Raw genomic sequence first — 15,186 nt, forward strand, 5'->3', positions numbered from 1 at the left:
ATATCATGAACGCCGTTAAACCGAAACGTCTCCTCGTAAATGGAGAAGTCGTTCACTACAAAAGATTTTGGAGAAGAGGACGTTCCTTATCCCAACGTATCGAACAGGTTGTCATTGAATCAAAACTGAATCTCAGGGATATAGCGTTTAAATACTCATTCGATTTCTATCAGAATCAAAATGAAACGATGGGTCCGCTCTATAGAGAACACTTAGCAGACGTAATAAAAGGGGTTCGAAATACTCCCCGTTACGTAATCGCTATTGAGGATTCTTGGAAACTTCCGATCGAAACGATTCGAAAAATTTATCAAGAAGATAAGGAAAGAGAAAAGCTAGGACAGTTATTGGATCCGGATTCTATCAGAGAATTTGCAATTTGGTATTCCGGAATTCTTAAATTATCCCTGGCTGAAAATTCATAAACTGAAAATAACGCAGAGCGCGCTACGCAGGAAGGAGAAGGAGACTGGCTACAGAGGAAACATTATTCAAACTTACGAATATTCTAAATAACACTAAAATGATAAGGTCTTTTCCGGATCCTAGGATTTCGGAAAATCTCAAAGTATTTATAAGTTTGATTTGAAGATGATTTTTGATTACAAACTTTTCTTTCCATTCGAATTCGCTATCTCGTGTGAACGGAGAGCAAAGTTCCATGGAAAAATAAGAAACAATTCGTTCTCAATAAATCGAGAAGAATGTTAGGGAATACAAAGAAGTTCAAGTGGCTCTCAGCGAAAGGAAAGAAAATGTTCGATCGAGTGTTCCAAATGATTCTCCATATCTCGAGCATGAGGACGAAAGGAAGCTGTGTGGTATAAAATCGAACGAATGGAAGCGAAAACAAAAAGCAATGATGGAGAGCAAGAGTTGAAGAAGATGAGCAGTAATAGCAAAAATAAGATGCCGTTGCTAAGATTCAAATAGACCGTAGCAAGGTTTTGAAATAGAAAAACAAACTCAAAGGAAAGAAAAGTCTTATTTCGAATCTAAATTTAGAATTAAAAAAATATAATATTTTAAAAGAAACTAATTTAAATCAGAAAACAAAATAGGAGAAACCGCATGAATGGAAGGAAGAAGGAACCTGATAAACAAAAAAGCAAAAACAAGAAAAAGATTACTTCCGGAAAAAATATTCCGGCAGTGAAAGTTCTGCCATCTTCGACTAACGGAGTGGCGGTCGAAATGACTTCGAAATAGGAGATCATATGTCAAAGTTAAAAAACACAAAGAAGAAAGGCGACCTCCTGGATCTGCCTGACAACAAATATAAGGATCGCTCCGATCTCACCCAAGCAATTCAATTACTCGGGGAGATCAAACGAGAAAGAGATCGAATCAAAAGCCGGACCGACGACCAAATCAGCATGCTCCAAAGAGATCTTCAGAATGAAATTTCGCCTTTGGATCTAAAAATTCAGCACATTGCATCCGGAATAAAATATTTCGTAGATCATCATAAGGAAGAACTCTTTCCTGATCCGGAATATAAAACCTGTAAATTTACGACAGGTGTCTTGAAATTACGAAGAGTTCCTGCTTCTGTAAAGACTCGGGGAACCGTAAAATTTATTGAAAAAATTCTCTCGGAGAATGGGCTACTGGATCGATTTAATTTTTTGATCTCTAAGTTAGGTGGAATGTATCTTCGTATTAAATTGGAACTCAACAAAGAAAAAATCCTCGCAGAACCTCTTAAAGCCATACAAAAGATCGGAATCGAATTCAATGAAGAATCGGAGCGCTTATACATTACCCCAAGCGAAACGGAAATAGAAATAGAAATAGAAGCCGTCGAGGACGCGGCCTGATGTTAGCGCAAACGAATAAAGAAGCCGATTGGGAAACTTTTATCGAATATTCGAAAAGGTTTTCCAGATTTACGCACGAAGAGGTTCGGAGTTTGGAAGTTAAGATCGATAAGCTGAATTTCATGATCGAGATTTCGGAAACTTCCGAATATGTAAGAATTCTAATAGAACGTTATTTTCGAAATTCGATTTGGGAAATACGACAAGGAGACGGATATGTCATCAACATTTAAAGCGCAATTAAGGATTCAATTTGAAGATCTTGAATTCAACGATTTCACCGATGCCGTTTTAGATGAGTTTGGTATGGTTACAATTGCAACTATGACGCTCTTTGCAAAAAGGAAATTGGGAGTTTCCCAAACTACAATCGAAAAAATTGCGGAAATGAAACGAAATTCTCCAATTCATTCCTAATTTTAGAAAGGAGGTAAAAGATGAATCAGATCACTTTTAAGAATCTTAAAAACTATAAATATCAATTGGTCAAGAACTACGATTATCGAACCTCGATAAAAACGAATTCTTCTATGCAGATCGGACTACCCGATGTAAAAATTTTTCTGGAACTTTCTCCGGATGGTCTTTTGAAAATCGATTCGGGCTACGCTTGGGACGGTCCGAGCGGGCCGACCATCGATACAAAGAATTTTATGCGTGGATCTCTCGTTCACGATGCTCTCTATCAATTGATGCGGGAAGAAAAATTGGATCGAAAACGTTATCGTGAATCCGCGGATAAAATTCTCAAAGAGATCTGTTTGGAAGACGGTATGAGCTCCTTTCGCGCAAATTATGTTTATCAATTCGTGCGAAGGTTCGGAGAATCTTCCGCGATGCATAAGGATGAAACGAAAGAATGGGAAGTGGCTCCGTGAAAATTTTCGATGTAACCATGTTAGTAATCGGTTACACTATTTTTTGGACTTTCCTTCTCTGGTTTTTCTTGGGCTTCTTTGCCGTTTGCCTTTGGTTTTCCATAAACCTTTTATTTAAAGACCCGAAAAGAAAGTAAACTGCGAGTAGATTCGTTTCGGAAAAATTTATCTTTAAAACCGGAACGAATCTTTCTCAATATTATATATAATGAATATAACTAGCGCAACCTCCGTTTTTGCTCCTACGACTCAATTGAAAAAAGCAAAACCTACGTTTTCAATATTTTCTTTCTTTATCCGAGGAACTCGGTGACATTTCGTATCTGATTCTTATATAAAAAAAGTTTTTAGTGTCACGCTAATCTTCGATTTTGAAATCAAGAATTCAGGAATAACAGCGAACGAAACAAAAAGCCCGCACTTTCGATACGGGCTTTAAAAGATAAAACCGATTTACACCTTCAATCTACGGAAGGAGAAATCATTTTTTCCGGAAGAACCCATTGGTCGAATTGTTCACTTGTCAAGAGGCCCAATTCAATTCCGGACTCCTTAAGAGTGCTTCCTTTTTTGTGGGCGTTTTTGGCAATCTTCGCCGCATTGTCATATCCGATATGGGGGTTAAGAGCCGTAACAAGCATCAGGGAATTATTCAAATGTTCGTTAAGCTTTTCCTTATTCGGTTCGATTCCACGCGCGCAGTGTTCTTCGAAAGAAACGCAAGAGTCGGAAAGAAGTCGAATCGAATTCAAAACGTTATGGATAATCAAAGGCTTAAAAACGTTTAACTCAAAGTTTCCGGACGCTCCTCCGATATTCACCGCTACGTCGTTTGCGATTACCTGCGCCGAAACCATCGTCATCTGTTCCGATTGAGTCGGGTTGACCTTTCCAGGCATAATCGAAGAACCCGGCTCGTTTTCCGGAATGCTGATTTCACCGATTCCACAACGAGGACCGGAAGAAAGCCAACGCACGTCGTTTGCAATTTTCATCAAGGACGCCGCGATCGTTTTTAAAACGCCGCTTACTTCTACAAGAGAATCATGTGCGGCTAATGCTTCAAACTTATTCTCCGCGCTAATAAAAGGAAGGCCTGTTTCTTTGGCTATCTGAGCCGCCGCCTTTACTGCAAACTGAGGATGAGTATTCAGACCCGTTCCGACCGCAGTTCCACCGAGAGCAAGACGATAAACGGATGGAAGAACCGCCTTCACTCTTCCGATGTTGTATTCCAATTGTTGTACATACCCGGAAAATTCCTGTCCCAAAGTCAAAGGTGTGGCGTCTTGAAGATGAGTTCTTCCGATTTTTATAATATTCTGAAATTCTAATTCTTTTTTCTTTAAAGTTTCTTTTAACTGAACGAGAGCCGGAATCAATTTCAGATTCAACTGTTCGGCCGCCGCGATATGCATTGCTGTCGGAAAAGTATCGTTTGAGGACTGAGCTTTGTTTACGTCGTCATTTGGATGAATCGGTTTTTTGGAACCTTTCACACCTCCTGCAATTTCAATGGCGCGGTTGGAGATCACTTCGTTCGAATTCATATTCGTTTGAGTACCGGAACCGGTCTGCCAAACGGAAAGTGGAAAGTGTTCGTCCAATTTTCCGGATATCACCTCGTCGGCCGCCTGGACGATTAGATTTTTTTTCTCTTCGGTTAACAATCCAAGTTCCGCGTTTACGATCGCGGCCGATTTTTTTAAAACTCCCAATGCTCGAATCATTTCTCTTGGAAATCGATCGTTCCCGATATGGAAGTGATGAAGGGAACGTTCCGTTTGCGCACCCCAATATTTCGAATCGTCTACAGCGATTTCACCCATTGAATCCGTTTCGATTCTGGTTTTCATGAAGCCTCCGAATGGTTATTTAATTAGAATATTGTTCTTCAAAAAGAATAGGTGACACTTAATGAAATTCTAAAGTGATTTAGAATCAAAGTGAATCTTTATTCTTCTCGAAATCGTCTCAGAGTATCCGCAAGAGCGGAAAACTCGGGTTTTTTAGCGGAAACGTTATCGAGGTAATCCAGAGTGGATTGAATCCAAGTCGGATCGGATTCCAGTTCTCTACGAATAAAAACGTGACGAACCTGGTTCATCGCTCTGATTTCGAGATATCTCCGCTTCTGGTCATAGTAAATGAGGTCGGCCACTTTGTCTTTTCCGAATTCGGGCGAAGCTACCGCGACTACGACTTCATCCAGCCAAATCAAACCGTTGTTCTTGCGATCCACGTAGTCGATCGCCTTTTGTAGGCGTGCAGGTACAATCATTTCCTTTTCTTTCGGTCCGACGATTACGCCCAAAGAAAGTTTCTTTTTCGGTTTAGCAGATTCTTGCTGAGGATTCTCCGCATCGGATACCTTGAGATCTTTCCTTACGTAACCTTTGTTTGAAATCTCCCTTTCCTTGGGAGCGACGGAAATTCCAAAAAGGCTAAGAATGAATTCGATAAGTCTTTCTAAAATCGATTTAGAAGCCCTTTCGGAACGAATTCTTTCTTTCTCCGTATCTTCTTCCCATTCGGCGATCGCTTTACTCAATCGAATCTGTTCGTCAACCGCCGCTTGTCCGTCCTTAACGTCTGAAACTTCTCTTAAGAATTCGTAAATTCCTCTTGTATAACCGTTTTGTCTTACGAGGTTATGAATCGAAGTTCTTCTCGGACGAATTTCGGTAAACGCGCGTAAGATCATACTTTTCGCTAAGATCTGAAGACCGATTACGTCTCCACCCGAACCCTTGCGTTCTTTTTTTAAAAAATCTTCCCTTGCTCGAATTCGTTCCAAGACTTCGCGGAATAATTCATTTCGACTCATTCCTACTGATTTAAGAGCGACTTCGTCGACTTCGAAATTTGAAAGATCAAATTGGACGGGTTCTTTCGATTCTTTAAAGCGAAATAGATTTTCACCCGTAATCAGATTGATTAATGATTCTTTCTTAAGATTGGAAAGAGTTCGGATTGTTTGAATCAGGATTTCGTAGGCTTTGATAAAATCGCCGCCCCCAACCCAGTTTTTTCCGGACATAAAAGCGGGATGTTTCTTTAATTCTTGAGCGTATCGTTCCGCCTGCGCGTTCCCTGTAAGTTCGATCCAGGAAGATTCTTCAGTCGGTAAAATGTGTAAAAGAATTTTACGTGCGATGATCGTAAACAATTCAAAGATGACTTCAAGTTCGGTAGTTCTTCCTTGTTCGTCCTTTTCTTTCGCGTGCCTAAAACTTAAGAGTTCATCCAGGGAAGGCTGAAAAAGATGAAAGCGGGGATGAAGTTGTAAAAGAGGAGAACGGGATCCTCTTTTTTCAAGGACAGGTAAAACTTCTGCCTCCACTTTAATAATGGAAAGTTGATTTAGAATTTCTCCGGGCTTTTGATCCAACAATTGAAAAATATTGCTAAAAAGATCGCCTCTTACTTGCAATCTACTCAAAAGAGACTCAAGTGAAAGAGATTCCAAATTCTGCATAGACTTTTCGAGAAACTTAGAATCCGAAAGATTGATCGGCATTCCCTTATCGTCGACGTTGATATAATTTTGATGAACCCAATCTTCGATTTCCGAATTTTTGGAAACGTTTAAGATAAACTGATCTCTAGCGTGGAGCATTTCTAAAATTGCCGCGACGCTCTGTAAAAGACATCCTCGTTTTACTTTTAGAATCTGATCCGCTTTTAAGGATGCAGGCCGAATGATAACGTTTGCGATCTGAAGTTCTCTGATTTCTTTTTGGAAGAGAAGATACTGATAGGTTTGAATTCCTCTTCTTTCTTCGAGAAATTTCAAATCTTGCAGTTTGAGATGTTGAAGCTGTTCTATCTTTGTAAGCGCAAAAGGAGAATGGTTGAAAAGAAAATAATTCTCCACTCCCTTCTCGACCAAGTCTATGTCTTTAAATGCACCCGGATTGAATTGAAGCATCAGGACTTTGAGTTCCTGATCCGTGATCATATCCTGAGTATCCTCCGTGTTTACATCGGCGGTTTCAGGAGTTGGCGCTTGATTTTCAGATTTGGACATAATGTTTCGTACCCGATTAGGGTATATTGATAACAGACTTTAGAAATTATCAAAAGCCTCGTATCTTTATAAATATCGGATTTCGAAAGTGAGAAAAAAAATCAGCTTCGGATAATTCCTTCCAGAAATCCGAGATATTTTTCTCTTCCAGGATATGGAATTCGAGCGGATCCGCTCGCAACCGCGGCTTCTGCAACGGCAGGAGCAACGTGGAACAGGACCCGTTTATCAAAGGGTTTCGGAATCAAATACTCCGGTCCAAATTCAAACTTAACTCCGCCGTACGCTTGACTGACCGCGTCCGGAACTTCCAGACGAGCCAATTCAGCAAGAGAACGCGCGGCGGCCAATTTCATTTCCAGAGTAATGTGGCGGGCTCTTACATCGAGAGCTCCGCGGAATATAAAAGGAAAACCTAATACGTTATTTACCTGATTCGGATTGTCACTTCTTCCCGTTCCCATGATTAAATCGGAGCGAACGGCTTTGGCAACTTGGTAAGGAATTTCAGGATCTGGGTTTGCTAAAGCGAAGATTACCGGATTCTTAGCCATAGAACGAACCATCTCCTCATCGACCATGTCTTGTACGGAAACACCTACGAAGATATCTGCGCCTTTCATCACTTCTTTGAGGGTTGTAGAATCCGTTTTTTGAACGTATTTCTTTTTAGAATCGTTGAGATCGGTACGATTGTGATGGATCACACCTTTCGTATCGACTAAGAAGATTTGTTCTTTTTTGATTCCGATATGTTGAATGAGTTCAGCGATAGCGATTCCGGCCGCGCCTGCGCCACAAATAACTACCTTAACGTCTCCGGGTTTTTTGCCGGTAAGCTCAAAAGAATTGAGAAGTCCTGCAACCGTAATGATTGCGGTTCCGTGTTGATCGTCGTGAAACACCGGAATGTTCATTTTTTTAATGAGTTCTTCTTCTATATAAAAACTTTCGGGAGCTTTGATGTCTTCCAGATTGATTCCGCCAAACGTCGGTTCGAGAAGTTTCACCGCGTTGATAAAGTCATCGGGATCCTTCGTGTTGACTTCGATATCAAACACGTCGATGCCGGCAAATTTTTTAAAAAGAACCGCTTTGCCTTCCATCACGGGTTTACCGGCAAGGGCACCGATATCTCCGAGACCGAGAACCGCAGTTCCATTCGTGATAATACCAACCAAATTTCCTTTGTTTGTGTATTCGTAAACGAGGTCGGGAACGTCTTTGATTTCCAAACAAGGATAGGCTACGCCGGGAGAATATGCGAGGGAAAGATCATAAGAATCCAACGTTGGTTTCGTTGGAACCACTTCTATTTTTCCCTTAGGGTGGAGCGAGTGATACTGTAGTGATTTTTCCCTCATACGATATTTCCCATATTTTTCAATTCAGACCGTGAGACGATAACATTTCATTTGCCCACGCAGAACTTACTAAAGATTCTCCCTAAAATTTCTTCGGTGTCCACTCTGCCGTTTACTTCTCCGATTTCGGAGAGAGCATAGTCGATTTCTTTGATATAAATTTCCGCCGGAGCGCCTTCCGCGATCAGATGTAAGGTATTATTTAGACAACGAACGATCGTTTCAAAATGGTATCTCTGTCTTTCTTCCAAGAGGACATAATCTTCGGAATGACCCAGACTTCCCGCCCTTTCTTTGATCGCACTTAGAAGAATCGAAATTCCTTCCTTGGTCTTACAAGAAATTTCGCAAAGAATGAGATTTTCAACTTTTGCAAAGAGATTCGGATCCCAGGAAGAATAACGGATGTCGATCTTGTTTGCGACAAGAATCGAACCTTGAAGACGAATCCGATTCTTTTCGATAAATTCTTTCCAATCTTCCCTTTTCGAAGTATCGACCAAAACAAGTCGAATGTCTGCGGATTGAAATTCTTTCTCGCTTCTTTCGATTCCGAGTTTTTCGATCGTGTCTTCGGTCTCACGGACGCCGGCTGTGTCGACGAGTCGAACGGGAATTCCTTCGAGTAAAATTTCTTCACTGATATAATCTCTGGTGGTTCCCGGAATTTCGGAAATGATGGAACGATCTTTTCCTAAGATCAAATTCATCAAACTCGATTTGCCCGTATTCGGTTCCCCATAGAGAACGATCCGAAGTTGTTGAATCAATTTTTCTGCGGAATCCGATTTTTGAATCACGGCCTGGCACAAGGTTCTAACTTTTTCGATTCTTGCTTTTCTTTCTTCCAAGGATTCGTAGGTAAGATCTTCGGTTGAAAAATCGATCTCCGCCTCGCATTCCGCTTTGAGAGAAATGAGCTGGCTTCTCAGATTGGAAGTAAAACGAGAGACTTCGCCGAACACATTTTTTTGAGCGAGCTCGAGTTCGAAACGAGAACGAGCCGAGATCAAACGACCTATCGCTTCCGCTTCGGTCAGATCTAATTTTTCATTTAAGAATGCTCTGCGAGAAAATTCTCCTTGTTTCGCAGGACGGGCGCCGGCCCTGAAGATGGCGTCTAACGCTTCTCTTAACAAAATCGGATTTCCGTGAAAATGAAATTCGCAGAGATCCTCTCCGGTATAAGAATTGGGAGCTTTGAAGTAAAAAAATAAAATCTGATCTACTTTTCTATCTCCAACTTGGAACACACATCGAATCGCAACTCGAGGTTGGATTTTATCTGGAGAAAGAAAATTATTTTTAGAAAAAAGAAATGAGGAAGAAATCGTAAGGGCTCCCGGCCCGGAGATTCGGATGATACCGATGGCTCCGGATCCGGAAGCGGTTGATATAGCGGCTATCGTATCATTCAAAGTTCGCTTCTTCGAGGAGGTCGTTGTTAGGACCTTTCTCAGCAACGTCTTTGTATTTGTGTTTGTCTTTCATTGGAATGATTCTTACTTTTTTGTAAGTTCCGTTCCCTTCGGATCTCGTGAATACTTTCTCATTTTCTTGAAGAGCCATGTGAATGATTCTTCTTTCAAAAGGATTCATAGGTTCTAAAAGTTTGGATTTACCGGTTTTTGCAACGGTTGCCGCTACGGATTTTCCTAGGCGAACCAAAGATAATTCTCTTTTGTCCCTGTAGGATTCGATATCCAGAACGATCTTTCTTCCGTGTCTGATTTTAGAATCAACCATCAAGTTGAAGATGAACTGAAGAGCGTCTAACGTAGCGCCTCTTTTTCCGATCACCAAACCGGATTCTTTGCTTGCGATTTCGACGTAGATTTTTCCGTCCACGTCGCCCATTCCTACCACTTCGGCTTCGATTCCCATTTTTTTAAGAACGGTGAGAACGACCCCGTGAATGATTTTCTCCGCGGGAAGATCCCGAGAAGTAACGTAAGCACGGACTACTGCCGGCTTTTTCTGTGAGATTCCGAAAAAGCCGCCTTTTCCGGAATCAACGGTTTCAAAACGAACCTCGTCCGAATTCAGTCGGAGGGTTTTGAGAGTGTAATCTTCGGCTTCGGACTTCGATTTAGCCTCGGCTTCAAAGATGTAATTTTCCATGTGTTTATCCTCGATAATGAGTTCGTCGCGAGATCAGGCTTTTGCCTTTTTCTTTTCCTCGGTCTTTTTCAAGTGGTTTGTAATCCACTGCTGAGCGATGGAAAGAATATTTTGAAAAGTCCAATAGAGTGTAACACCGGAAGGCATGTTCCAGAAGATATAAAGCATCATTACCGGCATTACATACATTAGCATTTTCTGATTCGGATCCATAGAAACCGAAGTCATTCTTGTTTGGAAAATCTGAGTTCCAACCATCAGAAGAGCGAGAAGATTCAGACCAAGTCCGGTTTGCGTAAAATATGGAATCGCAGGAGAAGTCCAGATAACATCCGGTTCGCTGAGATCTTTTACCCATAAGAACGGAGAATTCCAAAGATCTATCGTATCAGAGAAAGCGGTATAAAGCGCGATAAAAATCGGAATTTGAATCACCATCGGAAGACAACCACCCACCGGATTGACGTTGTTCTTTTTATAGAGCTCCATCGTTTTTTGCTGGCGCATCTTCGGATCGTTCGCAAATTTTTCGTTGATCGTTTTGAGTTGCGGACTGAGTTCCTGCATCTTCTTCATACTATCCGCTTGTTTCTGATTGAGTGGATAGAAAACGAGTTTGAAAAGAATCGCGAAGATGATGATGCTCCAACCGTAGTTAGGAACCGTGAACTGATAGATTTTTTTCAAAACCCAGATGATTCCGTTTCTAAAAGGTGTGGTCATCCCTTGGTTGAAAGATTTATTTAGGTCGGCGCTTAAGCCTGCAAAGGGACTATTCTTAGCCTGATTCGGATCGAGCTCGGGATTTCTAAATACCATTCCTTCGCTTTCGCGCACACCGACGTAAGTTCCGAAATCCAGATTGTAAGTTTCACCGGGAGTTAAGGAAATATTATCGTACAATAATACGGCGCCGGTTTCATTTTTAGTTCTGTTATCTAAAACGATACCTTGCGGCTTGTGATCGAGTGGATCGGCGACCGCGATAAAGTAACGGGATCCGGTTCCTGCAAAATCAACGCCCGATTCCGCGTTTGTTTTTACGCTGAAGGTCTCATCCGCTCCGGAATTTCCGGTAAAGAAATTTCCAACCGAAGACCAAAATCCGAGAGAAGAACTCCCGTCCAAGGTATCGTTGAAAGAACCTCCGATATGATAAAAACGAAAGAAGTTAGCTGTGTCACGATCATTGAGCGCTCTATCTTTTGGAAGAGGACCGAGACTTCCGAAGGTTCTCAAATACTGTGTGCTTTTCTGGGAAGCAAAGGAAAGTTTTTCTTTTGTAAGGTTAACGATAAAAAGCGAGATTTTAAAATAATTCTCACCCGGATAAAAGCGGTATTGTTTTTTCAGAAGAAATGTTTTATCGGGAGAAACAGCGCTAAATACTAAGGAAGAATTCGCTTTATCTTCTTCTAATGCGAACGGAATTTCGTTCCAATCGGATTCCGGAAGTTGATTTAAAGAATTTACAAAGTTAAAATCAAAACCTTTTTCTCTGGAAAGTTCGACTGCCTGATAAGATTTTCCATCGACAACGACCGTCTCCGGATTCTTACGAGCGACTTGCATCAAATCACCGTTCGGTCCTACATAATCTTTTACATAAAATTTGGAGATTCTTCCACCTAAGGAACTGAATTCTACGATATAAGAATCGGTTACGATATTCGTTTTTTTTATGTCGGAAGGAGCGACCTTAACTTCTTTCACTGGGGCGGTGATCTGCGCCTCTTTCGTCTTTTCGGTTTGAGTTTTGTTTTCTTTTTTATTATCCGAAGGTTTGTCCGAAGTAGCTTCCTTTGTTTCGGGAGTTTTTTTAGGTGGAGCGGAAGGGAAGAAAAAGTAATTCACCCCCATCCAAATTCCCATACTTAGAATCAGAGCTAAAAATAATCTACTTTGTCTATCTTCCATCATTTCGTCCTTTTAATGTTAGGTGGCAAGGGATCTTCGAATCCCTGAGAGAGAGGGTTGCATCTCAAAATTCTCCAAGTACTCAACTGCAATGCGCGGAAAAATCCGTATTCTTGAAATGCTTGTGCGGCATATTCTGAACAACTTGGGGTGAATCGACAGGCTGGCGGGAGTAAAGGAGAGATTAGCCGTTTGTATAGCTGAATCAGTTTGATTGCAAGTTGGTTCATAAGATTCGGTTGATCAGAGAGACCAGAATCTGAACCAGCTCCCCGTGATTTAGATCCAAAATTTCTTTTTTGGCTAATATTGCGATATCAAAGCCTTTTAGAAAATTCTTCTCTTCCTCGTGTATGACCGATCTTAGTTTCCTTTTGATCCGGTTTCTTAGAACCGCCGTTTTTACCGTACGTTCCGGACAGTACAAAAAACGATTCTTAGATAAGGAGTTAGGAGTGAATACAAGAACGATCGGGAAGCGGGAGACTCTTTTTCCAGCCTTAAAAAGAGATTGTATCTCCTTCCTGGATTTTAATGTCTCTTCGATGACTTAGTTCTTAGTATTTTTTACCGAGTTTTTCGTCGGAAACAGTGAGCTTATGTCTGCCCTTCTTTCTTCTACGGGAAAGAACTTTTCTTCCACCGGAAGTAGCCATTCTCGTGCGAAATCCGTGCGTTCTCGCTCTTTTTACTCGGCTGGGCTGGTAATTTCTTTTCATACGTATCCCTGATTGGCGTTAATGATTGCGTTTCTATCTTCTAATTAGAAGAATCCAATACTCTTTCTAACAGAAGCTTTCTGAAAAAGGTCTAAGTCAACCATTTCACATTTAGATTTCATGTGAATTTGTCTCACTCGGGATTTCTTTTCTTAGGAATTTCAGGGAAACGACCCTGAGGAAGGCCCGAACGACCGGAGGAGAATTGTCAGAATCAATCCTCTGTCCTAAAATAAAAAAACCCGGCAACGTCCTACTCTCCCATGCAGCGAACCACACAGTACCATCAGCGATGAGAGGCTTAACTTCCGTGTTCGGGATGGGAACGGGTGTGGCCCTCTCTCTATAGTCACCAGGAATCTTAAAGTCAGATTCGCGTACCGGTTTGTACGGTCAATCTTAAATTAATAAAAAAGATGAAAAATATTCTGAATCGATTCGGCGTTTTGTTTTTAAGAACTTAAAATCTCAAATTGAGAATCGGATTCTTCTCTTCGAAAAAAGAATCGCGTTCGTTCGTGAAAATTCTCTTTTGCAAAAAACATAAAACTGTTTGTCCAATTCCAAGCAAGGGAATACCCGAACTGGCTCGCCGGCTCTCCAGTGAGAATCGAATTTGCGGTAAGAGCCGCTCCGCTAAAAATTCCCGAGGACGATCCGTAAAAAAGATAGGTTCTCCCTGTGTTCCCTCCCCCGGAATATCCGTAAGCGCCGATGGAAGTATCCGAACAACCGTCACCGTTTGCATCGACGAAGCTCAAGAAAATACCGAACTGATCTCCGGCAGATTCTCCTGAGAATGTCGTATTCGCAGTACCACCGCTCTGAAGATTTTGGGTCGAAATTCCTATCGAACCCGAAGAAAGAAAGAGAAACGAATTTCCTTGTCCAATACCGTATGCGCCGATCAGTGCGTCCGAAAACCCATCCCCATTGGAATCTCCCAGAGAAACGGAAATTCCAAAAAAACTTCCAGGCGCTTGCCCCGTTAAAATAGTATTCGCAGTTCCGGACGCGGATAGATCCTGACTGGGAATTCCAAAATCGCCATTCGAATGAAAAATATAGGCTCGTCCTTGGTTACCCGAATAGGAGCGGGCTCCGATCAAAGCGTCTTGAAAACCGTCGGCATTGACGTCTCCCATAGAAACGGATATTCCAAACTGGCTGGAAGCTTCTCCGATCAAAAGGGTATTCACAAAGCCGCCCGAAGAAAGATCTTGGCCTAAGATTCCGCCGAACCCGTTCGAATGGAATAGAAAGGATCGGGAAATTCCATCGGCCCCGACCAAAAGATCCGCAAATCCGTCCCCGTTCGAATCTCCGGTTGCAACCGATATTCCAAATCTTGCGTTCACTAGAGGACCAACGAGCGTGGTTTTGGCTAATGAAAGTCCTCCAGTCGGAACTCCGGATATTCCGGAAGAATAAAAAACATCCACTCTTCCCGAAGACGTCGAATAGCCGTAGGAGCCGACAATGACATCCTCAAATCCGTCTCCGTTTACGTCGCCAAGTGCCAACGCTCCGCCAAAAAACATGATCGAGCCGGCATTAAGAGTCGAATTTGGTGAAGCTGAGTTCGGAATTCCGTCCCCGCCTAACGAATGATAGATAAAAACGGAATCCACTCCCGAGCCAGGCGCTCCGACAACCGCGTCCGCATAACCGTCTCCGTTCACGTCACCCAATGCGACTGCCCATCCGAATTGACCAGAAGGAACCCCCACAATACTTGTGTTAGCCGAAGTAGCATTTTGAGAAACGATTCCTTGTGCACTCCCATGAAATAGATAAGCTTTACCGGTTCCTCCCCCGAATTGATTTGCGCCTACGATTACGTCCGGGTAACCGTCTCCGTTCACGTCGTGATTGTTTCCTTTTCTTATTAGAATCGTATTTTGCGCGGCAAGAGGCGCGGATCGAACCGAAACCTTATGCAAGGAATTTTGTTTCCAGGAATAAATTCCCGTTGGCAACGGAAAAGACCAAGTGTTCCCTACGACGACTGCACCTTGAAAAAAACCTCCGTCTAACGAAACCTCAACGGTAGAAGCGAATGGGGCCGTATTTCCTATTAAAAAACCGGAATGAATCACCCCTAAGTCTCGGACGTTGCGAATCGAAGGAGATAGACAATTCAAAGTTTGTCCTAAAAGACATTGGACAATTAAGTTTTCATAATATGGAGACGAACTAACGTCGCCCGGATTTAGACTTTGAATTCTTGCGCAACCGGAGCAAAGAAGAACATAGAAAAGAATGATGGTATTCCTTTGAAAAGAACGCATAAATGTTAAAACGAAATCGGATAAAAAAGACTTCAAATGAGTTAAG

At 41.9% G+C, this 15,186-nt stretch carries 14 protein-coding genes, 1 rRNA gene and 1 pseudogene; 5 read left to right on the top strand and 11 right to left on the bottom strand.

The features are described 5' to 3' along the window. Window positions 1-2: 2 nt before the first annotated feature. The 5 genes and pseudogenes from DLM75_RS02020 to DLM75_RS02045 all read left to right on the top strand — a co-directional run. Window positions 3-398 (top strand): annotated as a pseudogene (locus DLM75_RS02020) (hypothetical protein); the annotation flags it as partial. An 819-nt stretch (window positions 399-1,217) separates the two neighbouring features. After that, window positions 1,218-1,820, top strand: a complete 603-nt coding sequence (locus DLM75_RS02030) for a host-nuclease inhibitor Gam family protein (RefSeq protein WP_118966878.1) — start codon at window positions 1,218-1,220, stop codon at window positions 1,818-1,820. Beyond that, window positions 1,820-2,053: a hypothetical protein gene (locus tag DLM75_RS02035; protein ID WP_118966879.1), complete on the top strand. Its 234-nt coding sequence runs from the start codon at window positions 1,820-1,822 to the stop codon at window positions 2,051-2,053. Before DLM75_RS02030 ends, DLM75_RS02035 begins: the two co-directional genes overlap by 1 nt. Continuing rightward, entirely contained in the window at window positions 2,037-2,237 is a 201-nt protein-coding gene (locus DLM75_RS02040) for a hypothetical protein (RefSeq protein ID WP_118966880.1), read from the top strand. The genes DLM75_RS02035 and DLM75_RS02040 overlap by 17 nt, the downstream gene beginning before the upstream one ends. 20 nt (window positions 2,238-2,257) lie before the next feature. Next, window positions 2,258-2,698, top strand: coding sequence for a hypothetical protein (locus DLM75_RS02045; RefSeq protein ID WP_118966881.1), 441 nt, complete (start codon window positions 2,258-2,260; stop codon window positions 2,696-2,698). Window positions 2,699-3,159: 461 nt separating this feature from the next. On the opposite strand, the gene fumC is transcribed toward DLM75_RS02045, so the two are convergent. The 11 genes from fumC to DLM75_RS02095 all read right to left on the bottom strand — a co-directional run bounded on the left by fumC (window position 3,160) and on the right by DLM75_RS02095 (window position 15,140). After that, window positions 3,160-4,554 carry a class II fumarate hydratase gene (gene fumC, locus DLM75_RS02050; RefSeq protein ID WP_118966882.1) on the bottom strand — a complete coding sequence of 465 codons (1,395 nt, stop codon included), beginning with the start codon at window positions 4,552-4,554 and terminating at the stop codon, window positions 3,160-3,162. 98 nt (window positions 4,555-4,652) lie between these two features. After that, the gene (locus tag DLM75_RS02055; protein WP_118966883.1) at window positions 4,653-6,728 is read right to left on the bottom strand and encodes a hypothetical protein; all 2,076 of its coding nucleotides are present in this window, start codon (window positions 6,726-6,728) and stop codon (window positions 4,653-4,655) included. Between the two features lie 101 nt (window positions 6,729-6,829). Beyond that, window positions 6,830-8,092 (bottom strand): malic enzyme-like NAD(P)-binding protein, encoded by a 1,263-nt coding sequence (locus DLM75_RS02060; protein WP_118966884.1) that lies wholly within the window; start codon window positions 8,090-8,092, stop codon window positions 6,830-6,832. Window positions 8,093-8,139: 47 nt separating this feature from the next. After that, entirely contained in the window at window positions 8,140-9,510 is a 1,371-nt protein-coding gene (gene mnmE / locus DLM75_RS02065; protein ID WP_118966885.1) for a tRNA uridine-5-carboxymethylaminomethyl(34) synthesis GTPase MnmE, read from the bottom strand. After that, complete coding sequence (gene jag / locus DLM75_RS24630) at window positions 9,503-10,213, bottom strand: RNA-binding cell elongation regulator Jag/EloR (protein ID WP_069605794.1); 711 nt, start codon at window positions 10,211-10,213, stop codon at window positions 9,503-9,505. Before jag ends, mnmE begins: the two co-directional genes overlap by 8 nt. Window positions 10,214-10,246: 33 nt before the next feature. Beyond that, the gene (gene yidC, locus DLM75_RS02070; protein ID WP_241547844.1) at window positions 10,247-12,130 is read right to left on the bottom strand and encodes a membrane protein insertase YidC; all 1,884 of its coding nucleotides are present in this window, start codon (window positions 12,128-12,130) and stop codon (window positions 10,247-10,249) included. Further along, window positions 12,130-12,360, bottom strand: a complete 231-nt coding sequence (yidD, locus tag DLM75_RS02075; protein WP_118966886.1) for a membrane protein insertion efficiency factor YidD — start codon at window positions 12,358-12,360, stop codon at window positions 12,130-12,132. The genes yidC and yidD overlap by 1 nt, the downstream gene beginning before the upstream one ends. Further along, the gene (rnpA, locus tag DLM75_RS02080; protein ID WP_118966887.1) at window positions 12,357-12,677 is read right to left on the bottom strand and encodes a ribonuclease P protein component; all 321 of its coding nucleotides are present in this window, start codon (window positions 12,675-12,677) and stop codon (window positions 12,357-12,359) included. The genes yidD and rnpA overlap by 4 nt, the downstream gene beginning before the upstream one ends. A gap of 10 nt (window positions 12,678-12,687) precedes the next feature. After that, on the bottom strand, window positions 12,688-12,849 hold the full coding sequence (rpmH, locus tag DLM75_RS02085) for a 50S ribosomal protein L34 (protein WP_118966888.1): 162 nt from the start codon (window positions 12,847-12,849) through the stop codon (window positions 12,688-12,690). Between the two features lie 240 nt (window positions 12,850-13,089). Continuing rightward, a 5S ribosomal RNA gene (gene rrf, locus DLM75_RS02090) occupies window positions 13,090-13,206 on the bottom strand. Window positions 13,207-13,301: 95 nt separating this feature from the next. Then, complete coding sequence (locus tag DLM75_RS02095; RefSeq protein ID WP_147456597.1) at window positions 13,302-15,140, bottom strand: FG-GAP-like repeat-containing protein; 1,839 nt, start codon at window positions 15,138-15,140, stop codon at window positions 13,302-13,304. Window positions 15,141-15,186 lie beyond the last annotated feature (46 nt).

The sequence above is a fragment of the Leptospira stimsonii genome (genome assembly GCF_003545885.1).
Classification (GTDB): domain Bacteria; phylum Spirochaetota; class Leptospiria; order Leptospirales; family Leptospiraceae; genus Leptospira; species Leptospira stimsonii.

Bases quoted from the DNA above. Each gene is read 5' to 3' on its own strand.
- DLM75_RS02030 (WP_118966878.1), top strand. From the start codon at position 1,218: ATGTCAAAGTTAAAAAACACAAAGAAGAAAGGCGACCTCCTGGATCTG.
- DLM75_RS02035 (WP_118966879.1), top strand. From the start codon at position 1,820: ATGTTAGCGCAAACGAATAAAGAAGCCGATTGGGAAACTTTTATCGAA.
- DLM75_RS02040 (WP_118966880.1), top strand. From the start codon at position 2,037: ATGTCATCAACATTTAAAGCGCAATTAAGGATTCAATTTGAAGATCTT.
- DLM75_RS02045 (WP_118966881.1), top strand. From the start codon at position 2,258: ATGAATCAGATCACTTTTAAGAATCTTAAAAACTATAAATATCAATTG.
- fumC (WP_118966882.1), bottom strand. From the start codon at position 4,554: ATGAAAACCAGAATCGAAACGGATTCAATGGGTGAAATCGCTGTAGAC.
- DLM75_RS02055 (WP_118966883.1), bottom strand. From the start codon at position 6,728: ATGTCCAAATCTGAAAATCAAGCGCCAACTCCTGAAACCGCCGATGTA.
- DLM75_RS02060 (WP_118966884.1), bottom strand. From the start codon at position 8,092: ATGAGGGAAAAATCACTACAGTATCACTCGCTCCACCCTAAGGGAAAA.
- jag (WP_069605794.1), bottom strand. From the start codon at position 10,213: ATGGAAAATTACATCTTTGAAGCCGAGGCTAAATCGAAGTCCGAAGCC.
- yidC (WP_241547844.1), bottom strand. From the start codon at position 12,130: ATGGAAGATAGACAAAGTAGATTATTTTTAGCTCTGATTCTAAGTATG.
- yidD (WP_118966886.1), bottom strand. From the start codon at position 12,360: ATGAACCAACTTGCAATCAAACTGATTCAGCTATACAAACGGCTAATC.
- rpmH (WP_118966888.1), bottom strand. From the start codon at position 12,849: ATGAAAAGAAATTACCAGCCCAGCCGAGTAAAAAGAGCGAGAACGCAC.
- DLM75_RS02095 (WP_147456597.1), bottom strand. From the start codon at position 15,140: ATGCGTTCTTTTCAAAGGAATACCATCATTCTTTTCTATGTTCTTCTT.